The organism is Bacillus sp. FSL K6-2869, from assembly GCF_040869405.1.
GTDB classification, from domain to species: Bacteria; Bacillota; Bacilli; order Bacillales; family Bacillaceae; genus Bacillus; species Bacillus altitudinis.
This window is the reverse complement of record NZ_CP152035.1, coordinates 2,762,657-2,786,531: the sequence shown is the minus strand read 5'-3', so window position 1 is coordinate 2,786,531 and position 23,875 is coordinate 2,762,657. Positions and strand designations below refer to the sequence as shown.

25 protein-coding genes are annotated in these 23,875 nt (G+C 42.4%); 16 read left to right on the top strand and 9 right to left on the bottom strand.

Annotated elements, in window-relative coordinates:
- Window positions 1-56: 56 nt before the first annotated feature.
- From MHI58_RS14345 to MHI58_RS14335, 3 genes are all read right to left on the bottom strand, one after another.
- Complete coding sequence (locus tag MHI58_RS14345) at window positions 57-1,589, bottom strand: BCCT family transporter (protein WP_368004329.1); 1,533 nt, start codon at window positions 1,587-1,589, stop codon at window positions 57-59.
- A 140-nt stretch (window positions 1,590-1,729) separates the two neighbouring features.
- Window positions 1,730-1,927, bottom strand: coding sequence for a hypothetical protein (locus MHI58_RS14340; protein ID WP_008343027.1), 198 nt, complete (start codon window positions 1,925-1,927; stop codon window positions 1,730-1,732).
- Window positions 1,924-3,195 carry an NAD(P)/FAD-dependent oxidoreductase gene (locus tag MHI58_RS14335; protein WP_203143548.1) on the bottom strand — a complete coding sequence of 424 codons (1,272 nt, stop codon included), beginning with the start codon at window positions 3,193-3,195 and terminating at the stop codon, window positions 1,924-1,926. The genes MHI58_RS14340 and MHI58_RS14335 overlap by 4 nt, the downstream gene beginning before the upstream one ends.
- A gap of 175 nt (window positions 3,196-3,370) precedes the next feature.
- On the opposite strand from MHI58_RS14335, the gene MHI58_RS14330 reads away from it, so the two are divergent.
- Together MHI58_RS14330 and MHI58_RS14325 are read left to right on the top strand one after the other, a co-directional pair.
- Window positions 3,371-4,993 (top strand): polysaccharide biosynthesis protein, encoded by a 1,623-nt coding sequence (locus tag MHI58_RS14330; RefSeq protein ID WP_017358331.1) that lies wholly within the window; start codon window positions 3,371-3,373, stop codon window positions 4,991-4,993.
- Window positions 4,994-5,009: 16 nt separating this feature from the next.
- Complete coding sequence (locus tag MHI58_RS14325; RefSeq protein WP_017367874.1) at window positions 5,010-5,726, top strand: pseudouridine synthase; 717 nt, start codon at window positions 5,010-5,012, stop codon at window positions 5,724-5,726.
- Window positions 5,727-5,793: 67 nt separating this feature from the next.
- On the opposite strand, the gene MHI58_RS14320 is transcribed toward MHI58_RS14325, so the two are convergent.
- Both MHI58_RS14320 and MHI58_RS14315 read right to left on the bottom strand, forming a co-directional pair.
- Window positions 5,794-6,015 carry a DeoR family transcriptional regulator gene (locus MHI58_RS14320; protein WP_008356419.1) on the bottom strand — a complete coding sequence of 74 codons (222 nt, stop codon included), beginning with the start codon at window positions 6,013-6,015 and terminating at the stop codon, window positions 5,794-5,796.
- 369 nt (window positions 6,016-6,384) lie between these two features.
- Window positions 6,385-7,683 (bottom strand): NCS2 family permease, encoded by a 1,299-nt coding sequence (locus tag MHI58_RS14315; RefSeq protein WP_178896944.1) that lies wholly within the window; start codon window positions 7,681-7,683, stop codon window positions 6,385-6,387.
- Window positions 7,684-7,777: 94 nt separating this feature from the next.
- Between MHI58_RS14315 and pepV the strand changes: the two genes are divergently transcribed.
- Both pepV and MHI58_RS14305 read left to right on the top strand, forming a co-directional pair.
- Window positions 7,778-9,178 carry a dipeptidase PepV gene (gene pepV / locus MHI58_RS14310; protein WP_217967901.1) on the top strand — a complete coding sequence of 467 codons (1,401 nt, stop codon included), beginning with the start codon at window positions 7,778-7,780 and terminating at the stop codon, window positions 9,176-9,178.
- Between the two features lie 27 nt (window positions 9,179-9,205).
- On the top strand, window positions 9,206-9,823 hold the full coding sequence (locus tag MHI58_RS14305; protein WP_340937396.1) for a Type 1 glutamine amidotransferase-like domain-containing protein: 618 nt from the start codon (window positions 9,206-9,208) through the stop codon (window positions 9,821-9,823).
- A gap of 219 nt (window positions 9,824-10,042) precedes the next feature.
- On the opposite strand, the gene cysK is transcribed toward MHI58_RS14305, so the two are convergent.
- Window positions 10,043-10,975: a cysteine synthase A gene (gene cysK, locus MHI58_RS14300; RefSeq protein WP_178930467.1), complete on the bottom strand. Its 933-nt coding sequence runs from the start codon at window positions 10,973-10,975 to the stop codon at window positions 10,043-10,045.
- A 90-nt stretch (window positions 10,976-11,065) separates the two neighbouring features.
- On the opposite strand from cysK, the gene thpR reads away from it, so the two are divergent.
- The 4 genes from thpR to MHI58_RS14280 all read left to right on the top strand — a co-directional run bounded on the left by thpR (window position 11,066) and on the right by MHI58_RS14280 (window position 14,640).
- Window positions 11,066-11,617: an RNA 2',3'-cyclic phosphodiesterase gene (gene thpR, locus MHI58_RS14295; RefSeq protein ID WP_045034206.1), complete on the top strand. Its 552-nt coding sequence runs from the start codon at window positions 11,066-11,068 to the stop codon at window positions 11,615-11,617.
- Window positions 11,618-11,642: 25 nt separating this feature from the next.
- Window positions 11,643-12,578 carry a hypothetical protein gene (locus MHI58_RS14290; protein WP_024719289.1) on the top strand — a complete coding sequence of 312 codons (936 nt, stop codon included), beginning with the start codon at window positions 11,643-11,645 and terminating at the stop codon, window positions 12,576-12,578.
- A gap of 47 nt (window positions 12,579-12,625) precedes the next feature.
- Window positions 12,626-13,555: a YegS/Rv2252/BmrU family lipid kinase gene (locus MHI58_RS14285; protein ID WP_007501831.1), complete on the top strand. Its 930-nt coding sequence runs from the start codon at window positions 12,626-12,628 to the stop codon at window positions 13,553-13,555.
- A 284-nt stretch (window positions 13,556-13,839) separates the two neighbouring features.
- Window positions 13,840-14,640, top strand: coding sequence for a phosphotransferase family protein (locus MHI58_RS14280; protein ID WP_025207816.1), 801 nt, complete (start codon window positions 13,840-13,842; stop codon window positions 14,638-14,640).
- Here the strand turns inward: MHI58_RS14280 and MHI58_RS14275 are convergent.
- Entirely contained in the window at window positions 14,637-14,912 is a 276-nt protein-coding gene (locus MHI58_RS14275; protein ID WP_024719286.1) for a YtzH-like family protein, read from the bottom strand. The two genes, MHI58_RS14280 and MHI58_RS14275, sit on opposite strands and share 4 nt — an antisense overlap.
- Window positions 14,913-15,101: 189 nt before the next feature.
- Here MHI58_RS14275 and trmB point away from each other — a divergent pair, with 189 nt between their 5' ends.
- From trmB to MHI58_RS14260, 3 genes are all read left to right on the top strand, one after another.
- Window positions 15,102-15,743, top strand: a complete 642-nt coding sequence (trmB, locus tag MHI58_RS14270; protein WP_029575447.1) for a tRNA (guanosine(46)-N7)-methyltransferase TrmB — start codon at window positions 15,102-15,104, stop codon at window positions 15,741-15,743.
- 115 nt (window positions 15,744-15,858) lie between these two features.
- Window positions 15,859-16,707 (top strand): MBL fold metallo-hydrolase, encoded by an 849-nt coding sequence (locus MHI58_RS14265; protein WP_045034171.1) that lies wholly within the window; start codon window positions 15,859-15,861, stop codon window positions 16,705-16,707.
- Window positions 16,708-16,780: 73 nt separating this feature from the next.
- On the top strand, window positions 16,781-18,478 hold the full coding sequence (locus MHI58_RS14260) for an NAD-dependent malic enzyme (protein WP_082055557.1): 1,698 nt from the start codon (window positions 16,781-16,783) through the stop codon (window positions 18,476-18,478).
- Window positions 18,479-18,518: 40 nt separating this feature from the next.
- Here MHI58_RS14260 and MHI58_RS14255 read toward each other — a convergent pair whose 3' ends face one another.
- Entirely contained in the window at window positions 18,519-18,833 is a 315-nt protein-coding gene (locus MHI58_RS14255) for a PepSY domain-containing protein (protein ID WP_003217759.1), read from the bottom strand.
- A 199-nt stretch (window positions 18,834-19,032) separates the two neighbouring features.
- Here MHI58_RS14255 and MHI58_RS14250 point away from each other — a divergent pair, with 199 nt between their 5' ends.
- On the top strand, window positions 19,033-20,106 hold the full coding sequence (locus tag MHI58_RS14250) for a M42 family metallopeptidase (RefSeq protein ID WP_017358321.1): 1,074 nt from the start codon (window positions 19,033-19,035) through the stop codon (window positions 20,104-20,106).
- Window positions 20,107-20,313: 207 nt separating this feature from the next.
- Here the strand turns inward: MHI58_RS14250 and MHI58_RS14245 are convergent, their stop codons facing one another.
- The gene (locus MHI58_RS14245) at window positions 20,314-20,760 is read right to left on the bottom strand and encodes a YtoQ family protein (RefSeq protein WP_007501817.1); all 447 of its coding nucleotides are present in this window, start codon (window positions 20,758-20,760) and stop codon (window positions 20,314-20,316) included.
- 200 nt (window positions 20,761-20,960) lie between these two features.
- On the opposite strand from MHI58_RS14245, the gene MHI58_RS14240 reads away from it, so the two are divergent.
- Genes MHI58_RS14240 through ytpR form a run of 4 tightly spaced genes read left to right on the top strand, consistent with a single transcriptional unit; the run spans window position 20,961 to window position 23,749 of the window.
- Window positions 20,961-21,989, top strand: a complete 1,029-nt coding sequence (locus tag MHI58_RS14240) for a PTS transporter subunit IIC (RefSeq protein ID WP_019743715.1) — start codon at window positions 20,961-20,963, stop codon at window positions 21,987-21,989.
- The gene (locus MHI58_RS14235) at window positions 21,976-22,296 is read left to right on the top strand and encodes a thioredoxin family protein (RefSeq protein WP_003217665.1); all 321 of its coding nucleotides are present in this window, start codon (window positions 21,976-21,978) and stop codon (window positions 22,294-22,296) included. The genes MHI58_RS14240 and MHI58_RS14235 overlap by 14 nt, the downstream gene beginning before the upstream one ends.
- Before the next feature lie 18 nt (window positions 22,297-22,314).
- Entirely contained in the window at window positions 22,315-23,127 is an 813-nt protein-coding gene (locus MHI58_RS14230; RefSeq protein ID WP_008343044.1) for a DUF1444 domain-containing protein, read from the top strand.
- 16 nt (window positions 23,128-23,143) lie between these two features.
- Window positions 23,144-23,749 carry a YtpR family tRNA-binding protein gene (gene ytpR / locus MHI58_RS14225; protein ID WP_007501813.1) on the top strand — a complete coding sequence of 202 codons (606 nt, stop codon included), beginning with the start codon at window positions 23,144-23,146 and terminating at the stop codon, window positions 23,747-23,749.
- The last annotated feature ends 126 nt before the right edge of the window (window positions 23,750-23,875 follow it).

Genomic DNA, 23,875 nt, shown 5'->3' with positions numbered 1-23,875 from the left:
TTATTTCAACGAGAAAAAAGCCGTTCGGATGAGGAACGACTTTTCTCTTGTGATGATTATGCTTTTTTTACTCTTGGACTTCTTGGTTTATTGTACTTATTTGCTTGTTTAATCGCTCTTCGTTCTTCATTTAATGATTTGTACAGAGATACAATCATTAAAATGATGACAACAGAGAACGGTAAAGCAGCAAGTTTGGCTGTGTTTTGCAAGGCTTCAAGACCGCCTGAAAATAAGAGCACTGCCGCAACTGCTGACTGGATAATACCCCAGCTGATCTTTACACTATTGGATGGATTTAATGATCCATAGGTTGTCTGCATTCCGAGAACGAATGTAGCTGAGTCTGCTGATGTGATAAAGAATACCGCAATTAAAATAAGAGCTAGAATCGATGTGATCATTGCCAGCGGATATTCATTTAGTACACCAAAAAGCATGGTTTCCGTAGAAAGGCCTGCAACATCGACAATATTCTTTTGCTGTAAGTCCATCGCAGAAACACCGAAAATAGAGAACCAAAGAAATACAAGGATAGATGGAGCAACTAACACACCAACTAAAAACTCTCGAATGGTTCGTCCACGTGATACACGTGCAATAAAGATCCCGACAAATGGTGCCCAAGAGATCCACCATGCCCAATAAAAGATCGTCCATCCGTTAATCCATTCTCTCTTTTCAGGGTCATTTGGAGATAAGCGAAAGCTCATTTGAACGATGTTGGATAAGTATTGTCCAATAGAGTCAGTAAATGAATTTAAAATATAAACTGTTGGACCTACCAAAAGTAAGAAAAACATCAGAACAGCTGCTAATACCATGTTGATATTACTTAAATATTTAATCCCTTTACCAATACCGCTAAGAGCAGATGCAAGGAACAGCACCGTCACAATGATGATAATAATCAATTGTGTGCTAAAGGCATTTGGAATGTTAAATAGATAATCCAATCCACCATTGATTTGTGCTGCGCCTAATCCTAAGCTCGTTGCAACACCAACAACTGTCGCAAACACAGCAATACAATCGATGGTTTTTCCGATCCATCCGTGCGTTTTATCTCCTAAAACTGGCTGCAGTGTTGCACTGATTAAGCCAGGCGCATCTTTTCTAAATTTAAAGTATGCAATGCAAAGCGCAACAATGGCATAGATCGCCCATGCATGAAGTCCCCAGTGGAAAAAAGTATAACGAAGGGAATCACGGAAGGCTTGTGCAGTTTCAGTGTCACCCGTTGGTGATTGAATCGCATAATGACTGATCGGTTCAGCTGCTCCGTAAAAAACAAGCCCAATACCCATTCCAGCACTAAATAGCATGGCAAACCAAGAAAAAAGACCAAATTCAGGCTCTTCACCTGGCTTTCCTAACGTAATTTTTCCGATAGGGCTAAAGATAAAGAATAGACAAAAGCCGACTAGAAGCGATACGACTAATAAATAATACCAGCCAAAGTCATTTGTAATGTATGTTTGAATTTGATCTGTCACATTTTGCAGTGATTCTGGAGAAAAGGCTCCCCATTGAACGGCAATAAATGTGATTGCAATCACAATCCAAAATACACTTGATACGTTTTTCACACCATCTCACTCTCCTGTTGTTCTACACGTTTAAGCAGAGGATTTTGTTTAATATCCCCTGTCTCAACTATTTTCAAACAAAAAGAGGCGAGTTTCTCACTCGACCTCTATTTTACCGTAACATGTTTTGCTTCCATTTATCAACCATCGATATGTGAAGATGACTTTTCTTCAATTCGTTTGCGCAGACGGTAGACATATTCTTTTAAACAAACTGCGAAAATCGTAAACGCTAAAATAATGGCGATTTTTAACGGGGTAATGGACAGCTTCATAAAGAAAGCGGCTGTCAAACTAATGACAACTGCAAGGACAATCGGAAGTGCGCGTCTAATCATTGAAATCTCTCCTTTACTTCTAGTGCGGCATTCATGCCAGCTAACCTGCCTGTCACAAGTGCTGACGTAATATTGTAACCACCTGTGTAACCGTGAATATCTAAAATTTCTCCGCAGAAATAAAGACCGGCCATTTTTTTGGATGCCATTTTCTTCGGTTCAATTTCTTTGACAGAAACGCCGCCACCTGTAACAAAGGCTTTATCTAAAGAAAGCGTCCCATTTGCATGGACGATGAAATGTTTACAATCATGAGCAAAAGCGCGCAGTTTATCTTTAGCGAGACCAGAAAATGTCTCCTGTGGATCAATGCCATTTCGTTCTAAAAGGAACAATAAATAGCGCTCTTGCATCCAAGATTTCAGGACATTTTTAATGGCTTTTTTTGGTTCATCTTTTAGATCGCGATGAAGCTTTTGGAATAGCTCCTCGTCATTGAGCTTTGGGTATAAGTCAATTTGAAGACGGACGGCCGGCTGCTTTTTCAGTTCTTTCACAACAAATCCGCTGCATCTCAGAACGGCAGGACCTGATAAGCCAAAGTGTGTAAAGATCATATCCATGACATGAGTGACGACGGGTTTTCCTTTTTTATTTAAAACACTCACGGCAACACTTCTTAATGAAAGACCTTGAAGCACTTTGTCCTTAATAAAACGCTCGTCTGACGTGACGGGTACTTCGGTTGGGAAGAGCTCTGTAATGGTATGACCAGCGGCTTCTGCCCATGCATAGCCATCGCCAGTAGAGCCTGTATGCGGCACACTTTTCCCGCCAACAGCAATGACAACGGCATGACTTGAAATTTTTTCATCATTATTTGTAACAATTCCAGCTGCTTGTCCGTCTTGATACAGAACGGTTTTAATCTTTTCATTCGTTCGAATGGTCACATTGAGCATGCGGAGCCTATCTAATAGGGCATCCACAACAGATTGTGCTTTGTTTGAGACAGGGAACATACGTCCATGGTCTTCTTCTTTTAGTTCAATACCTAGATTTTCAAAGAACGAAATAATATCCTCGTTATTGAACTCAGAAAATGCACTATATAGAAAACGGCCGTTTCCGGGAATATGCTTGATGATTTCTTCTACTGGAAGGCGATTGGTCACATTGCAGCGTCCACCGCCAGAAATGGCGAGCTTTCTGCCAAGTTTGTTTCCTTTGTCAATTAACAGAACCGATGCACCGTGTTCTGCCGATGCAATCGCGGCCATCAGTCCAGAAGGTCCACCGCCAATGACAATGACATCATAATGTTTCATGTTACATTCCTCTTTCTACTTTCAGTCATTTCTCTATTATAACGAAGATTGGGGAAGGCTGAAATATGAATTGATTGGTTTTGTGACTTCTGTATTGGATTTGTTACCTGTGCGATGAAATGATGTGTTAAAATAGTTAAGTTGAATATTCATTAGAAAAATGGTGGTTAAGCGCATGTCTAATAAACTGCTTCGTGGTACGTTGGTTTTAACGATAGGGACTTATCTCTCTCGTATTCTTGGTATGATTTACTTAATTCCATTTAGCGCAATGGTCGGAGCGACTGGTGGTGCGCTATTCCAATATGGATACAATCAGTATACGATCTTTTTAAGTATTGCTACGCTCGGTTTTCCAACAGCGGTATCGAAATTCGTCTCTAAATATAATGCAATCGGCGATTATGAGACAACAAGAAAAATGTTCAGGGCGGGTATGTCGGTCATGCTTGTCACCGGTATTATCGCCTTTTCTATTTTATATTTGACCGCACCGATCTTTGCCAAGATTCAGCTTGGAGGATCGAATGAAACGGGCGGTTTGACGGTCGATCAAGTGGTTTATGTGATTCGGATGGTCAGTTTGGGTCTATTGGTTGTACCCATTATGAGTCTTGTGCGAGGGTTTTTCCAAGGACACTCGATGATGGGCCCGACAGCTGTTTCCCAAGTCATCGAACAACTTGTCAGAATCATCTTCCTATTAACAGCGACGTTTATCATTTTAAAAGTGCTTGACGGCGGTCTTGTTATTGCGGTTGGTTATGCCACATTTGCCGCACTCATTGGTGCGTTTGGCGGTCTATTTACGCTTTATTTATATTGGCTGAAGCGGAAAGATCGGCTTTTGGCAATGCAGCCGAATACAGGGGACTATTCTGGATTATCTTATAAGCAAATGTTTACAGAGCTGTTCAGTTATGCAGCACCCTATGTGTTTGTTGGGCTTGCCATTCCGATTTATTCTTATATTGATACAAATACAATTAACAGAGCGATGATTGCATCAGGACATCAGGATATTAGTACAGCGGTTCTGTCTATTGTGACGTTATATTTACCGAAGCTTGTCATGATTCCTGTGTCACTTGCAACTGCATTTGGTTTAACATTGATTCCTACCATAACGGAATCCTTTACAGCGCGAAATTACAAGCTGCTGAATCGACAAATTGATCAAACGATGCAGGTCATTTTATTCTTCGTTCTGCCTGCTTCATTTGGTATTTCGGCATTGGCTGGACCAGTTTATTGGTTTTTCTATCCGTCTGTGCATCCTGAGATTGGGACTTCTATTTTGTTTTGGTATGCACCTGTTGCGTTACTGTTTTCTTTATTCACCATTAACGCAGCGATTTTACAAGGGATTAACAAACAAAAATTTGCGATCGTCAGTCTTTTGTTAGGGATTATCATTAAAACGGTTCTCAATATCCCGCTGATTAGCTGGCTGCAAGGAAACGGTTCTGTGCTTGCAACGGCATTAGGCTACAGTGCCTCGATTTTGTATATGTTCATCATGATCAAGCGCCATGCAGGCTATTCGTTCCGCAGGATTTTCAAACGGTTTATTTTAATTGGTATTTTAACGGCAATCATGGCTGTAGTGGCTTATGTGACATGTCAGCTTGTGAGTCAAGTCATTTCATATGAAGGCGGAATCATACAAGCGGGTATTGTTATTTTGATTTCAATGATCACTGGCGGCGGTGTGTATATGTTCTTATCTTATAAAGTTGGATTGTTAGAGCGTGTACTTGGCAGCCGGATGCCATCATTTTTAAGAAAAAAGAGTTAAGAAGAGGTGGAGAAGCATGAGGCTTGATAAATTGCTGGCCAATACCGGCTTTGGTTCAAGGAAAGATGTAAAGAAGCTGGTCAAGGCCCGGGCTGTCACAGTGAATGGAGAAGTGGCGAAGCAGGTGAAAGATCATGTCGATCCAACAAATGATGAAGTGCTCGTGCATGGAGAGCGTGTAGAGTATAAAGAATTCATTTATCTCATGATGAACAAGCCAGACGGTGTCATTTCAGCAACGGAGGATCTGCGAGATGAGACGGTTGTTGATTTACTAGAGCCAGAGGATATTGCAAGGGAGCCATTCCCTGTGGGGAGACTGGATAAGGATACAGTCGGTCTCCTCCTCCTTACAAATGACGGCCAGCTTGCTCATCAATTGTTATCTCCGAAAAAGCATGTCCCGAAAACGTATGAAGTTCATCTAAAATACCCGCTTGGAGATCAAGACATCACTCGTCTTGAAGAGGGAGTTGTGATTTTAGACGACTACCGAACGAAGCCAGCGAAGGTTGAAGTAGATGCCAACCAAGAGGCAGATACACGAATCCGTTTAACGATTACTGAAGGGAAGTACCATCAAGTGAAGCTGATGGCACAAGCAGTGGGCAATGAAGTGATCTTTTTAAAACGACTCTCGATGGGAGCTGTTTCATTAGACGAAGATTTGGCGCCAGGAGAATACCGTGAATTGACGGAGGAAGAGTTAGACAGCTTAATCAATCGTGATTAATATAGAGAAAAAGAAAAGAACCGGCATATCGCCGGTTCTTTTTGTTATATGGAAGTTCATTATTCGCTTATGATGATATTTTTACTTTTTTTCTCGTTGTTTCCCATTTGCCTCTGCTTGGACTATGAACAAGATCGTTATAGGCAAGCACGTTTAAGTCTCTTTGGATGGTTCTAGGTGTGATCCCGAATTCATCAACCAGCTCTTGTGTCGTCACAAGACCTTTCTCTTGAATGAACATATAAACTGATTTTATTCGAGTCATCATACGGTTTGTTGAAGGTTTCAAAAAACCACTCCCTATCAATAAGATCGGATGGACTTGACTAACCACAACTTACTACACTAAAACTGCGACATAAGGACATGCAACAATGGTAAATGTTCGTGTTTCTTAATGTTTTATTCTATTATACACGTTATTATGCATCTAGTTCCACCAAAAAGTCAACTTTACGTGTTTTTAAACTTGTCTTCATGAATGAAATTATGGTATATATCATGATTTGAATCCGGTTACAACCCAATAAACACAAGGTGTATAAAGAAAATTGCCACTTAAGAAAGAGCAAAAAATAAACACAGAAAATTTACAAAATAAAAAATCATTCATACAAAAAAGACACATTCAAATGAGAAATGTGTCTTTTTATTTTGGTTATCCTTCTAAGAAAAAGAGCTGCACGAAAAATAAGACGGCAAAAATGAGCACAAGAATATGCACTTCTTTCCATTTTCCTTTTGCCAGCTTCACAAGTGGATATGAAATAAATCCTAGTGAAATTCCTGTAGAGATGCTAGATGTCAGCGGCATGGAAAGAATCACAAGAAAAGCAGGAAATGCTTCGTCAAGCTCATTCCAGCGAATACGTGACACTGAATTCATCATCAAACAGCCGACAATGATTAAGACAGGTGAAGTGATGGACGGCAAAGACGAAATGGTTTGAACGAGCGGACCAAAAAACAAAGCCACAATAAACAATGCAGCAACGGTTAAAGAGGTCAGTCCAGTTCTTCCGCCAGCAGCCACTCCTGATGAAGATTCAATGTAAGCTGTGGTTGGGCTTGTTCCAAACATTGAGCCAATTGTCGTTGCAGCAGAGTCAGCAAGTAAGGCTCTGCGTACTTTTGGGAGCTGACCATTTTTCATTAAACCTGCTTGTTCCGCAACCCCGATCATTGTTCCTGTTGTATCAAAAATCGTCACAAGTAAAAAGGAGAAGACAACAGCATACAAGTGATGGGAAAATACATCGCCAAACGCAGCGAATGGATTTGTAATCAGCATTCCTTCAGGCAGTGCTGGGGTATCCACTAGCACTTTAGGAAAATGAAGCTGACCTGTTGCAAGTGCAATTAACGTGGTTGCTAACATGCCGATAAACAGCGCTCCATTCACTTGAAGAACCATTAATATGACAGAAATCATTAAACCGACGAGTGTCAAAATGACAACAGGTGAGCTTAAATTGCCAAGCTTCACAAGATTTTGTGGATCAGCAGTGATGATTCCAGACTGTCTTAGCCCAATGAATGCAATAAATAGTCCGATACCTGCTGTAATCCCGTACTTTAAATTATCTGGAATCGCCTCAATGAGTTGTTTTCTAAGGGATGTTAACGATAAAATGATAAAGAGTATTCCAGCAACAAATACCGCACTAAATGCTGTTTGATAGCTGAGACCCCCACCACCGACAACAGTGACGGTGAAATAGACATTCAGCCCCATACCTGGTGCAATGGCAATCGGATAGTTTGCAAAGAGTGCCATCCAGAGTGTACCGACAACAGCAGCGATAATGGTTGCAGTAAAGACTTGGTCAAAAGGAATGCCTGCATCTGAAAGGATTCCTGGATTGACGGCTACAATATATACCATCGTAAAGAATGTCGTCATACCAGCGAGTAATTCTTTCTTTATATTGGTTTGGTTCTCTTTTAACTGAAACATAAAATCCTCCATTTACGAACATTATTACAAAACACTTAATATAATATTCGTTTTAAGGGTGGATTGCAACCTTTTTTCAAGGAGGAATGGAAAAATGAATTGGGAAGCAGAAGTCATACGAAAAAAAGACAATTTGATTCAGGATACACAATCTTTTTTACAAATTGAAAGTGTCTTGGATGAAGAAGGCGGCATAGCAGGAAAACCGTTCGGTGAAAAAGTGGATGAGGCTCTTCAGTATATGCTCAAAAAAGGGCAGGACGAGGGCTTCAAAGTGAAAAATGTTGATGGTTATGCTGGTCATATTGAATATGGAGAAGGCGAAGATATCGTCGGTGTGCTATGCCATGTGGATGTCGTGCCTGCGGGAGACGACTGGACAACCCCGCCATTTTCAGCGGACATAAGAGAAAATAAAATCTTTGCAAGAGGAGCCATTGATGATAAAGGGCCGACCATGGCGGCGTTTTACGCATTGAAAATGTTAAAAGATGCCGGTCTACCGCTGTCGAAAAAGATTCGAATCATCATTGGCACAGATGAAGAAAGCGATTGGAGATGCGTCGATCACTATTTCAAGCATGAGGCGATGCCGCAAATTGGGTTTGCGCCAGATGCTGATTTTCCAATTATTCATGCTGAAAAAGGGATCATAGATGCCATCGTATCCTTTACATACGAACAATCAGAAGAAAACAAGCGTTACATCCTCAAGCAATTCACATCAGGCATGCGTCTTAATATGGTCCCAGATGAGGCTCGCGCGATTGTGGCAGCAGCAAATGATCATGATGCTGAAGCCTTAAAAACGGCTTTTGCAGCCTATCTTGCAGAAAATCAGCTAACCGGTGAGACAAACCATACAGCAGATGGACTGACATTCACATTAAAAGGTGTATCAGTTCATGCAATGGAGCCGGCGAATGGCACAAATGCGGGCATTCATATGGCGAATTTCTTATGTGCGCATGAATTAGATGAAAGAGGGCTCGCTTTTACATCACAAATAAATGCTTTATTTGATCAAGACACAAGAGGACAAAAACTCGGCATCGCTTGTAAAGATGATATTAGTGGTGACTTGACCTTGAATGTTGGCACAATCCGCTATTCGCAAAACGAAGAAGCGAAGCTTGGGCTGAATGTCCGCTATCCTGTAACAGCGGACGGTGAGGAAGTCAAAAAAGGGATTGAACGAATAAAAGGGGCAGCGATTGAGAAATTTGATGACAGTCCTCCTCATCACGTCTCAAAAGACCATCCACTTGTGAAAACATTACAGCGTGTCTACGAAGAACAAACAGGAGATCCTGCCCATCTTATTGCGATTGGGGGAGGAACGTATGCAAGGTCATTAGAAGCAGGCGTTGCCTTTGGCCCTCTATTCCCAGGAAGACCTGATTGTGCACATCAAAAGGATGAATATATCGAAATCGATGATTTACTACGAGCAACTGCGCTATATGCACAAGCCATGTATGAATTGGCGAAATAAAAAAGGAAAGAGAAGAGGGGTTTCACCGTGAAAAAAATGTTCTTATGCTCTTCATTCAAAGACAGCTATTCTCTCTTGTCTGACTTTGCAGGCGACACCTTAAAAGGAAAAAGTGTGACATTCATTCCGGCAGCCAGTGAAGTGGAAGAAGTCACGCACTATGTCGATGCAGCAAAAGAAGCCTTTCATCAATTAGAAATGCGTGTAGAGACTGTTCAGCTGCCCGAGCAAACGGTTCAGGAGATCACACAGATCATTGGAAAGAATGATGTCATGTATGTATCTGGCGGCAATACCTTTTATTTGCTGCAAGAATTAAGAAAGCACGGGCTCGATCGTGTATTGAAAGAAGAGATCGGTAAAGGCAAGCTGTATATCGGAGAATCCGCGGGGAGTATTATCATGGCGCCAAGCATTGAATACATCTCACTGATGGATGATCAGGAGAAAGCGCTAGAATTATCTTCCTTTGAAGGATTCTATGAGATCAACAGCTATCCGGTACCGCATATAAACAATCCTTATTTAGGTGAAGCCGCGCAGCATATCATAGAGAAAGATCAAAATACGCTCTCTTTATGCCCGCTCACTGATGAACAAGTTTTACTTGTGACAGGCGAACAGACTGAGGTCAAGACGGTCTGAGTTGTTCCTTTCAGCGTGTAGACAAACCCTCGCATTCTTTGTCAGTCCTGCGCTCTGGTGCTCACGAATGTCAAATTCGCTCCGCGCTAGTACTCGTCCTTCCTAGGGCTGCAAAGGTTTTCTATCACGCTGAAAAGAAGACAAAGGGCTAAAATCAAGTTCATTTTAGCCCTTTGTCAACAATCTAAAAGGAACAGGAGCATACGCCCTGTTCCTTTTTTAATCTTGAAACACATCACTTGATAAATAACGTTCACCCGTGTCTGCTGTCATACAAATGACAATGTGATCCTTTGGCATTTGCTTGGCTGCTTCAATGGCTGCATAGCATGCCGCGCCAGATGATGGACCGACTAAAATACCTTCAAGACGGGCGAGCTTTCGTGTGATGTCGTAAGCATCTTCATCACTCACTTGCACAATCTCATCATACACCTGTTCGTTTAAAATTTGTGGGATAAATCCTGGACTTGTGCCAACAAGCTTATGTTTGCCAGGTTTCCCGCCTGATAAAACAGGAGACCCCTTTGGCTCTGCCACATGTATCGTCAATTCCGGGAATGCTTTTTTGAGTTCCTCTCCAGTGCCTGTAATGGTTCCGCCCGTTCCAGCAGTTGCGACAAAAGCGGCAAGCGGCTGTCCAATCTGTTGCACTGCATCAATAATTTCTACAGCTGTTGTCCCTCTATGAGCATCGGGGTTCGCACCATTGTCAAATTGCATGGGAATAAAGCTGTTAGGAATTTGAGCAGCTAATTCTTCTGCCTTGCGAATACAGCCTGGCATTTTTTCCTCCCCTGGGGTTAAGACGACCTGTGCGCCGTATGCCTTTAAAATATTGATTCTTTCTTGGGTCATCGTATCAGGCATGATCAGAATGGCTTTGTAGCCTCTTGCAGCAGCGTTCATCGCTAAGCCAATTCCTGTATTCCCGCTTGTTGGTTCAATAATCGTTGCCCCTTTTGTGAGCTTTCCTTGTTTTTCTGCCTCAAGGATCATATTGTAAGCAGCCCGATCTTTTACACTTCCGCTAGGATTAAATGATTCCAGTTTTAAATAAATAGCAGCGCCATGTTCTGGCTGAAGGCGCTGTAATTTTACAAGTGGTGTATGACCTATTAATTCAGCTATATTTTGTGCAACCTTCATCATGTGACACCCTTTCTTCTCATTCCGCATTACTTTAGTTATACTATCATCAATGGGGATTCGTAAAGTTTGTTAAAAAGGACAGGTGAAAATATGGCCGAAAGCCGTCATTATTTTATCGGGATTCCAATCCCTGAACAACTTGCGCATCAAATAAAAGCGGATATAGACAAGAGGAGCGGACTGTCTTTTCAAAAATGGACAGCACCCATTGATTATCATGTCACCCTTGTGTTTTTAGGTGCGATTCCAGAGGACCGTTTAAATAAGATTTCTGAGCTACTTGCACAGCTGTCTCATGAGGTGTCTGCTTTCCCGCTGAAGCTGAATGAAGTAGGGATATTTGGCCAAAAGGAGCGCCCGAGAGTCTTTTTTGCAAAGCCTAGTGAAAGTAAGCCTTTGATGGATCTAAGAGAAAAAGTGAAAGCAGCCGTTTTGACAGCAGGTCATCCTGTCGAAAAGAGACCCTTTCATCCACATATGACGATTGCGCGCAAATGGAATAGGGAACAGTCCTATATAGAACAAGCACCCTTACGGAAAGAACCATATTCGATGGAGGTTTCTAGTATCGCTTTATTTGAAATCCGTCTAAAAGAAACCCCGCGTTATCACGCGATCAAACAATTTACACTACATAAATGATTCTAGAGGTTGGAGTGAGCAGCAGATGGCGCAAATTATTAAAATCCAAGATTATATATCACGATATGAACAAGACCCGCATCATTACATCAATCAGTTTATTCGGTTGAAAAAACAAAGATGGGACGAGTTAAAAAAGGCTTCCAAAGAGCAGGTGCAAAAGCAGGCTGACCAAGCCATCGAGCAAGCACCTGAACAAGAGGAAGAAAAGAGAAAGAAATTCTCCTTAAAAAGAAAGCAAAAAGAAGCCGATATGAAAAAGGAACGGGACCTGAGTCTTTTTAACGAGCCAACAGATATAGAACAAGGTGTCTTTACAAACGTTCCTACCGATGAAACGAAGCTGATTCACTTTTTTAAAGATCATCTTTACGATGTTCAGTTAAAATGGGCCAGCTCGACGATCTCTCATATTTCAACTGTCTCCCATCACATTCGCTATGATGAAAAGCTGCGGATGCTTGCAAGGCAGCTGCCAGATTCTTATTTTGTGATGTACAAGCCGGTGCTGCTCATTCAAAAAGCTGAGATGGAATTGTGTCCAGTGCTCATTACACCGCTTGAAGTCATCTGCTTATCATTCTTAGAGGCAGAGCCAGACAGTGTATATATTGGATCGAAGGAACGTTTTTGGGAAAAACGGGCGACGGGGAAAGCTGTTCAATCCGTTTTAAACCCTTGCGCAAGCCTTCTGCGCTCTGGAACTGTTGTGTCAAAAATTTTACAGCAAAGTGGTGTAGAGCTTCCTGTGAAAAAAATCCTCATCAGCCGCACCTCGTATATTGATTTGCCCGAAGTTCCATTCGGGATGGAGGTTGTCGATAAGAAGAAAGCGGAGGATTGGTTTGAAAAGCAGCGGAAAAACACGGCGCCGACAAAGCACCAGCAATTCAAAGCGACAAAGGCATTGCTCGCTTATGGTGAATCAGACAGCAAAAGAAGGCAGGAATGGCTCGATTAAAGGCATATCAAGGTCACCAAAAAATGAGACCTGAGTGGAGCTAATATATGAATGAATGGTACTTTATCGTCAATCCAGCAGCAGGACAAGGAAAAGGACTCCGCACTTGGAGAAGCATAGAGAAAGAATTACAAAAGGTAGAGATCTCATACAGATCGTTTCTTACCCAGCATGAAGGACATGCCGAAGTTTTGGCGAGACAGATTAGCGCTATGCAAGACGACAGATTGAAACGGCTGATCGTCATTGGCGGTGACGGCACATTTCATGAAGTACTGAATGGTTTGAAAGAAATTGATCATGTGCAGCTAAGCTTTGTCCCAGCAGGTCATTGGAATGATGCTGCGAAGGGGCTGGGCATCCAGCGTCACGATGTGATCAAAGAAGTGAGAAAACAAAAAAGGATGCTGACGAAAACATTTTCTCTCGGTTCCTTTCAAGATCATGCAGAAAGTCCGCAATCTGTTCTTTTTCTCAATCATATTGGTGTTGGTTTTGATGCGCATGTCTTGAAGAGAACGGTCCATTTTAGAGGGAAAAAGTGGCTCAACCGACTCAAACTCGGGTTTATCATCTACCCGCTGTCCTTTCTACATTCGTTATGGTCTTTCAAACCGTTTGACCTTGCTCTTTTTATTGAAAATGAGAGAAAAGTTTTTCGCCAAGTGTGGTTTGTGATCGTATGTAATCACCCATATTATGGAGGCGGGCTGGAAGCAGCGCCGGAAGCAAGTGCGAGGCAATCAGGATTTCAAACAATCGTTGTCACGGATTTGAATCCATTGAAAGTCCTCTTATTTTTAAGTGCAATGGTTTTTAAAAAGCACCTTGTAATGGAGGGAGTCACCCTTTTTCAGCATGAAGAAGCCTACTTGGAGGCAGATGAAAAAATCCTATTTCACGCTGATGGAGAAGTGATTGGCGCCACTCCAGTGTTTGTTAAGGCTAGTGAGCGATCGTTAAAATTACGTGGCTAAGAAGCAGCCAGTGTGCGCACGAGCAAAAGAAACATGAAAAAAGACTTCCTTTTTCATAAGGTTCTTGTCCTGTTTTTCTAGTTTTGCTTGACGAGTATAAGAAGGTAGCGATAAAATCTATAGGACGGCTATTGTTTAGCATCTCATTCTCAATAGCTGTCCTTTTTGTTTTTATGATCATATAAATAAAAAATAAACAGCCAATTGATCTCAATCGGCTGAATTTTGTCGACTAAAAAAGCATGATTTAAAATATTTTAAGAAATGATGGGTTGAAAATTGATATGAACTGGTTGGGACAAATATTAGGTAGCGAATGGCACATCTCTCCTGCTGGAGGCGCTACGGGAGATGCGTACTTCGCAACACACAATGACCAAAAGCTATTTTTAAAACGCAATACGTCACCGTTTCTTGCGGTTTTGTCAGCTGAAGGCATTGTGCCGAAGCTTGTCTGGACAAAACGAATGGAAAATGGGGATGTCATTACTGCGCAGCACTGGCTGAGCGGCAGAGAGCTGAAGCCAAAGGACATGAATGACCGTCCTGTAGCGGAGCAGCTAAGAAAAATTCATACATCAAAAGAGCTGCTCGATATGCTGAAACGATTAGAAAAGCACTCGCTTGACCCGGCATCGATCTTGATGCATCTCAAGGCATCGATCTTAAAAGAGCAGATTGACTCACATGATATCACGCGCGCCATCCAGTATTTAGAGAAACATGTGGAGGCAGTTCATTTCGAGGATAAGGTCGTATGCCATTGTGACCTCAACCATAATAATTGGCTGCTGACAGATGAAAACCAGCTCTATTTAATTGATTGGGACGGGGCAATGATTGCGGATCCAGCGATTGATCTTGGACCGCTCTTATACCATTATGTTGAAGAAGAGAACTGGGAAAGCTGGCTCTCTATGTATGGTGCTCCGCTGACCGACAACTTGCGAAAACGCATGGCATGGTATGTGCTGGCTGAAACCGTATCGTTTGTCGTTTGGCATAAAAGAAAAGGAAATGAAAAGGCGCAAAAAGAAGTGCAAGCCGAGCTACATGCACTCTTAAAACGGTTAAACATCCATTAAGACAGTGGAATGTTCTCGACCCAGTCAGATAGATGCGATTGATGCGCTTCGATATGTGCATCAATTGAACTGACAGAGGTACCTTTTTGGCTGTAATCATAAATATCTGTTAGTAGCTGACGAACGTCAGCATCCAAATCTTCTTTTGCCAGCATTAATTGAATCACGCGTCCCACCTGTTCATATTCTGCAACAGTCCCGCAGCAATCCAGCTGGTGATCAGTTAAAATATCTTTGATTAATTGAAGCTGATGTTGGCGGTTTAATCCCATACGTATGCTCCTTTCAGGGCGTGTCATTTATGTGGTTAAACTGTGCATTCAGCTTTGATTTTATACATGAAGCAGACCAGCCTAATTAGCAGCTGGTCTTTTTCATATGTGCGGATAAGATGCTGTCTTGCGGCTCTTTATGTTTCATGGTATCTTGATAAAATGTAAAGAAAATAGAGGTGTATCAAATTGAGAATGCGACATAAACCATGGGCGGATGATTACTTAGCTGAAAATGCTCATATTGCTTTAGCAAACCCTGAACAATACAAAGGGAAATGGCATGAGCTGTTTGGAAATGATCATCCAATCCATATCGAAGTCGGTACAGGAAAAGGGAGTTTTATTGCCGGAATGGGCAAGCTTCATCCTGAGATGAACTATATCGGCATTGAATTATTTAAAAGTGTCATTGTGACGGCAGTCGATAAAATCAAAGAAACAGATGTAGAAAACGTAAAGCTTCTAAACATCAACGCAGAGACACTGACAGATGTCTTTGCGGAAAATGAGATTGACCGAGTGTATTTGAACTTCTCTGATCCGTGGCCAAAATCAAGGCATGAAAAACGTAGGTTGACGTTTAAAGCCTTTTTAAAGCGATATGAACAGATCCTCCGTCCAGGCGGTGAATTACATTTCAAAACCGATAACCGCGGACTATTTGAATATTCCTTGAAAAGCTTTTCGTCTTACGGACTCCTTTTAACATATGTGAGCCTTGATTTACATGAGGATGGTCTCGAAGGAAATGTCATGACAGAATATGAAGAGAAATTCTCTTCCATGGGACAACCGATCTATCGATCAGAAGTAAAATTCCCTGAATAACAAGCGAACAAAGCTGGTTGCAACGAACGATTGCGGTCAGCTTTTTTGATAAAAAGATTAGCACATGCGATTTTCCTTTGTATTTGCTACGATAGAAAAAGGAGGGATGACAGCAATGGAGACAATGAAAATAGGTGAAATGGAACTGTTCTGGTTAAATGGGGGAGATACACACATGGATGGCGGTGCCATGTTTGGCGTGGTGCCAAAGCCATTATGGTCAAAAAAATACCCTGTGAATGATCGAAATCAAATTGAATTACGGTGTGATCCAATGCTCATACGGTGGAACGGTCTTCATCTGTTAGTAGATTCCGGCATCGGGTCAGGGAAGCTGACAGAGAAACAAAAACGCAATTATGGCGTCACAGAGGAAACGAAAATAGAGGAATCACTTGCGGCTCTCGGTTTGCGCCCATCTGATATAGATTACGTCTTAATGACTCATTTGCATTTTGATCATGCAAGCGGGCTGACAAAACGTGAAGGCGATAAGCTTGTGTCTGTTTTTCAGCAGGCAAAAATCATCACGTCCAAAATTGAATGGGACGAAATGAGAGCGCCGAACATCCGCTCAAGAAATACATATTGGAAAGAAAACTGGGAGCCTGTTGCCGATCAAGTCATGACATTTGAAGATAGCATCGAAGTAACAGAAGGCATTCGCCTGCATCATACAGGTGGACATAGCGATGGACATAGCATCTTAACGCTCACAAGTCAGGGAGAAACAGCTATTCATTTAGCGGATATCATGCCGACACACGCTCATAAAAACCCGCTATGGGTCTTGGCATACGATGATTATCCAATGACCTCGATCCCAGCGAAACAAAAATGGCAGGCATTTGCCGAAGAAAACAATGCATGGTACTTGTTTTATCATGATGCCATCTACCGTGCTGTAAAGTGGGATGAAGACGGGGCAATGACCCATGAGGTCAAAAGAGAAACCGGAAGATAAAAGATCATCTGTATGTTTTTTCGCCTTTCACACAAAATAACGACAAAATGAACTTGTGAAAGGAAGAGTGCAGGTGAATCAATTTTATCGTGTACATGGTGATGTCATCGAGACACCGTTAAGAGGGATGGAAGTCATGTCTGTCCCTTATTTAAACAAAGGGGTCGCATTTACAAAGGAAGAGCGGGAAGAGCTTGGGTTAAAGGGATTTCTGCCGCCGAAGGTGTTAACACTAGAAGATCAAGCAAAGCGTGCATATGAACAGTTCAAAGCACAGCCAGACGCACTTGGGAAAAATGTCTATTTAACTGCGCTTCATGACAGAAATGAAGTGCTCTTTTATAAATTATTAAATGAGCATTTGGCAGAAATGCTGCCGATTGTTTACACACCGACCGTAGGAACAGCGATTCAGCGTTACAGCCACGAGTATAGAAAGCCAAGAGGAATTTATTTATCCATTGATGATCTAGAAGGAATGGAAGAAATTTTTGCATCTTACGGAGTGGATGAATCAATTGATCTCATTGTCGCAACAGATGCAGAAGGAATTTTAGGCATCGGTGACTGGGGTGTTGGTGGAATCGCCATTTCAGTCGGAAAACTGGCTGTTTATACAGCCGCAGCAGGTATTGATCCTAGCCGTGTACTGGCAGTGGTGCTTGATGCTGGAACCAACCAGGAAAGCCTTTTAAATGATCCGCTTTATGTGGGAAATCAGCACTCCCGCGTTCGAGGAGAGCGCTATGATCAGTTTATTGATCAATATGTTGAGCTTGCCCGTGCGACTTTTCCAAATGCACTTCTTCACTGGGAAGACTTCGGTACAAAAAATGCGCGCGCCATTTTGGAAAAATATAAGGACCGTATTTGTACATTTAATGATGATATTCAAGGAACTGGAGCCGTTTCACTTGCTGCCGTTCTGGCTTGTGCAAAAGCATCGAAGGTTCCGCTGAAAGATCACCGAATCGTGATCTTTGGAGCAGGTACAGCAGGGATTGGTATAGCCGAGCAAATTCGTGATGCCATCGTGCGAGATGGTGTCAAAGAAGAGGAATCATATGATCATTTCTGGTGTATTGATAAAACGGGATTGCTCACAGATGATTCACCCGACATTCAGCCATTCCAAAAGCCGTATGCAAGACGTTCTGATGAAGTGAAGGATTATGCACGTAATGGTCCAAAACATTCAATTGATTTGTTAGAGGTCGTGAAGCAGGCGAAACCTACGATCTTAATTGGTACCTCAACTGTAGGTGGGGCATTTACAGAGGAAATAGTGAAAGAAATGGCGTCACATGTAGAGCGGCCAGCGATTTTACCGATGTCAAACCCGACCCCTCTTTCAGAGGCGAAGCCGGAAGATCTCATTGAATGGACAGAAGGACGTGCGCTTGTCACAACGGGAAGCCCGTTTGATCCTGTTGAATATGGCGGTGTGACATATGAAATTGGGCAGGCAAATAATGCTCTTGTGTTTCCAGGGCTTGGTCTTGGAACGATTGTGTGTAAAGCACGCCTCATGACAAACAGCATGTTTGTTGCGAGTGCTGAAGCGATTGCGAGCATGGTTAATGTCGGAAAACCGGGTGCTGCGATGCTCCCAAGTGTTGATCAGCTCCGAACGGTTTCAGCGACCGTGGCTGTCCGTGTGGCACAAGCAGCGATTGACGAAGGAATTGCAGAAGAAACCCCTGATGATCTCATTCAGGCTGTGCAAGACGCCATGTGGCACCCTGTATACAAAAAAATCAAAGCCATCTAAAAAAAGCTTCGCAAGGACTTGTCTTTGCGAAGCTTTCTTATTAAGCAACAGAATCAATGACATCAACGATCATGCCTGTTTTTGCATCAATCATGACTTCATACTGTTCCAGCTCGCCAAAGGCGGAGCGTGTAATGCCAGATTTGTACACATCAATTGTTTCACCGTTTACGGTATACGGTTCTGGTACAGTATAAATCCAAGAGCCGTCAATCGGGCCGCGCTGTTTAAAAGCGGATTTCACAATTTTTAACGCTTTTTCAGACGAGATATACGTCGGGAAAAAGACTTTCTTTGCAACAATTGCAGCGGCTACGCCAATACTCGCACCAATCAGAACATGTTTTAACTTCAACGTGCTGCACCTCCGTATTGCTGTTTTTTCCATTATACAAAACTTGTCCAGCGATGTTAAGAAATCCGAATACTTGAAAGCATATTCAAAATTTCTGGAGAGATACTTGGAAAACCGAAAGAATTCTTATAGTATAAAGTGAGTGTTATTTTTATAGGAATTTATATGGTCATTACATAGAAATGAGGGTAACTGTCAAATGAACGAAGAAACAATGTCGCTTTTCCGAAATTTAACAGAATTACAGGGAACTCCGGGTAATGAGCACCATGTGCGTGCTTTTATGAAAAAGGAACTTGAGAAATATTCCGATGAACTCATACAGGATCGTCTTGGCGGAGTGTTTGGTGTCCGCAAAGGCCCAGAGAACGCGCCGAAGATTATGGTGGCTGGTCATATGGATGAAGTCGGCTTTATGGTGTCATCCATTACGAAAAATGGAATGATTCGTTTTCAAACACTTGGCGGCTGGTGGAGTCAAGTGATGCTTGCGCAGCGCGTGGATGTTCATACGGATCACGGACCAATTCCGGGAGTTGTATCGAGCACACCTCCTCACCTTCTGACACCAGAACAAAAAAGCAAACCAGTAAAACCGTCAGATATGCTGATTGATATTGGTGCAGACAGTGAAGAAGAAGCGAAAGAGCTTGGTGTTCGCCCAGGGCAGCAAATCGTTCCTGCAACGGTCTTTACCCCAATGGCCAATCCGAAAAAGATTTTAGCCAAAGCTTGGGATAACCGCTATGGGTGCGGACTTGCCATTGAATTATTGAAAGAATTAAAAGACGAAGCTCTTTCATGTCAGCTATATTCAGGTGCAACCGTACAAGAGGAAGTAGGGCTCAGAGGGGCTGAGGTAGCTGCGAATATGATTCAGCCGGATCTGTTCTTTGCTCTAGATGCGAGTCCTGCAAATGATGTGACGGGAGACAAATCACAATTTGGCCAGCTTGGAAAAGGTGCACTTCTTCGTATTTATGATCGCACGATGATTACGCACCGAGGCATGAGAGAATTTGTCCTCGATACAGCCGAAACAAACAATATTCCATATCAATATTTCGTATCGCCAGGAGGTACGGATGCTGGACGTGTCCATATCTCAAATCAAGGTGTACCGTCTGCTGTTATTGGTGTATGTGCGCGTTACATTCATACAAGTCACTCTGTCTTGCATGTGGATGATTATGCAGCGGCAAAAGAATTAATTGTTCGTCTTGTGAAAAATTGTGATCAAAGCACGGTGGATTCGATTTATCAACAAGTGTAAACGATAAGAAAAAGGCTGCCTCTTTTAAGAGCACAGCCTTCAGCGTGTAGACAAATCCTCGCATTCTTTGTCAGTCCTGCGTGCGGGTGCTCACGAATATCAAATTCGCTCCGCGCCGGTACTCGACCTTCCTAGGGCTGCAAAGGTTTTCTATCACGCTGAAAAGAAGAAAAAGGGCTAAAATCAAGTTCATTTTAGCCCTTTTTCTTATTCTTGTTCAAACACGTATGACAACGCCTTAATTGCTTGATTCACTGTTTCGACAGTGATATTTGCTTTGTTTGATAGTTCCTTTAGTGGATGATGTAATTCTTTAGGACGAATCAAAATAAGGGGTTTTCCTTTGGCGATGGCAGAAGAAGCATCCATTGCCGTGTTCCACTGTTTATATTTCTCACCAAAGCGGGCGATGACAACGTCTGCCTTATTTAATAATAGTTCGGTGCGGAAATTGTTCAAATCAGAAGCCGCATCGTCTTTTAAGATGGCATTTGGCTGCCCGCCTAAAATATCTTCTCCGATGTTATCTGATCGGTCATGATTCTCCATTGGACCAACAAACGTCACTGGTAGTTTCAAAGACTGGCTTTTTTCCTTAATTTCATCGCGCCACTGGCTATGAATTTCTCCAGCTAAATAAACCGTTAATTGCATAACAATCTCCTCCTTGTGCACAAACTTAGTAAAGGTTTGCCCTGTTTCTTTTCATGTTACACAAGAAGTGCTTGATAAAGCAAAAAAAATATGATTATGATATTCATGGTAGAGACTATTTTTCATCGTAAGAAGACTACATATAATGGGAAGGACAGGCCTCTTCGTCTTTCCTATGAGAAAGCAGGAAGACGACGTTGATGACTTATTTAAAAAGAAAGGGTATTTCCCTTTCGCCAAAGGTGTATTTTATTGATGCACTCTCTTATATGGCTTTAGGTCTATTTGCTACATTAGTGGTAGGGCTGATTTTAAAAACAGCAGGCGGCCTGTTATCATTTCCTCTCATCGTGGAAATGGGAACGCTCGCAATGGGGCTGATGGGACCAGCAATTGGCGTAGCGGTTGCTTATCGCTTAAACGCATCTCCATTAATTATTTTCGCAAGTGTTGTTTCAGGTGCCGCTGGAGCAGAGCTTGGGGGACCTGCTGGAAGCTTCGTGGCTGCTCTCATTGGTGTGGAATTAGGCAAACTGATCAGTGGTGAGACAAGAATTGATATTATTTTAACGCCGCTTGTGACCATTATCACAGGTTTTCTCACCGCTGCTTTTATTGGCCCTGGGATTCAGGCGGTGATGACAGGGCTCGGCAGGCTGATCGTATGGGGGACTGACCAAAGTCCACTCATCATGGGCATGCTGGTTGCAACCATTGTTGGACTTGCTCTTAGCTCACCGATTTCAAGCGCTGCGCTTGCGCTGATGCTTGATTTAAGCGGTCTTGCTGCTGGCGCGGCAACAATTGGCTGCTGTGCGCAGATGGTCGGCTTTGCTGCTGCAGGATTTAGGGAAAATCGTTTTGGCGGTCTTGCTGCGGTAGGCATTGGAACATCAAAACTACAGCTGCCGAACATTGTGAAAAATCCGCTCATTCTCATTCCGCCGACGATTGCAGGACTGATTCTTGCGCCAATTGGTATCATTGGCTTTGGGATGGTCAATAATGCGGCAGGAGCGGGTATGGGAACGAGTGGTCTTGTCGGCCAGCTCATGACACTCACAGTCATGGGATTTCATCCTTCCGTTTTCCTTGCAATTGCTCTCTTGCATATCGTTGGCCCGGCAGTGATTAGTTTGGTAGTATCAGAATGGATGAGAAAGAAAGGCTATATACAATTCGGAGATTTAAGTATACAAACTGGAGGAATCAAACATGAAAAAAATTGAATCAAACGAAGAATTACAAAAAGTGATTCAAGAAGACTTAACCGTATTACTATTTTCAGCTGACTGGTGCCCGGACTGCACATTTATTGAGCCGTTTTTGCCAGAGCTTGAAGCAAACTATCCAGAATTTGAATACTTCTATGTGGATAGAGATCAGTTCATCGACACTTGTGCAGAGTGGGAAATTTACGGAATTCCAAGCTTTTTAGTCTTTAAAAACGGACAAGAGATCAACCGTTTTGTCAGCAAAGATCGTAAGACAAAGGAAGAGATTGAAGCATTTTTAACAGATTCTCTTTCTAAATAACGAAAGGAGAGTCTTATCATGGCGAAAATGACATCAAGACAGCTTGCCAATCAATTGAAAAGCCGTCTGACGAACGACAGCTGGACCCACCAGTTTGACAGGGAAAAAGATACGCTTCGTGTGGAAGATAAACATACAGGAAAGGGCATCACGCTTGAGCTCCCGCCGATTATTGCAAAGTGGGAAGTAAAGCCTGATGAAACACTAGATGAGATCGTTTATTATGTGAAAGAGGCGCTCAGCGCAATGAAAGGTGAAGCGCAGCACATCTCAGGTAAAGAAAAGCACATTTATCCGGTCATTCGTTCAACGTCCTTTCCAGAAACATCAAGTGATGAGATTCCGCTCGTTTTTGATGAGCATACAGCAGAGACAAGAATCTACTATGCACTTGACCTTGGAAGCACCTACAGATTAATTGACGAGAAGATGCTGCAAAAGGAAAACTGGACAAAAGAACGAATCAGAGAAACTGCAAGTTTTAACGTCCGTTCACTAAAGACTGTCGTGAAAATGGATGAAGTGGCGGGCAACCGTTTTTATTTCTTCCGTGCAAATGACGGGTACGATGCAAGCAGAATTTTAAATGAATCGATTTTACAAGAATACGCGCAAAAAGTAGAGGGGCAAATGGCCATTTCCGTTCCCCATCAAGATGTGTTCATCATTGCAGATGTACGCAATGAATCAGGCTATGATATTTTAGGGCAAATGTCGATGAGCTTCTTCGCCAGCGGCACGGTTCCGATTACGGCCTTGTCATTTTTATATGACGAAGGCAAGCTTGAACCGATCTTTATTCTTGCAAAAAGCAGACCAAAACAGCAGTAGAAGGGAATTTTGAAGAATGAACGTTTTTTATAATGCAGAAGGTGTCGGCGACACACTCCTTATTTCATTGAAAGATGTAACAAGAGAAGAAGTAGGTCATGAAACGTTTGGAGATGTCGTAAGAATCTTCAATCAAGACACAAAAGAAACAACAGGTTTTAATATTTTCAATGCATCTACTTACATGAAAATTGAAGAAAACGGATCTGTACCGCTTTCTGAAACGCTTGTTCAAGATATCAATGAAATTTTAAACCGCAACGGTGTCAGTGAAACATTAACAGTTGATCTATCACCTAAGTTTGTGGTCGGTTATGTGAAGGAAAAAGAAAAACATCCAAATGCAGATAAACTGAACATTTGCCAAGTAGATGTTGGCGATGAAACCTTACAAATCGTGTGCGGTGCACCAAACGTTGATCAAGGTCAATATGTTGTGGTTGCAAAGGTCGGTGCTGTGATGCCGAGCGGTTTGGTGATCAAAGATGCTGAACTAAGAGGTGTTCCTTCAAGCGGAATGATTTGTTCTGCAAAAGAATTAGATCTTCCGAATGCGCCTGCTGAAAAAGGAATCCTTGTTCTAGAAGGAAGCCGCCAAGCTGGCGAACCATTTGAAGCGTAACCTCCCATAAACGGGTACAAATGAGCGAAGAATGTGTTATACCAAAAGTCACTAAGTACGTACTTAGTGACTTTTTTTCATCTACAGACAGCATGAACAGCAAAGCGTAGCACTTTTCTAGCTTTT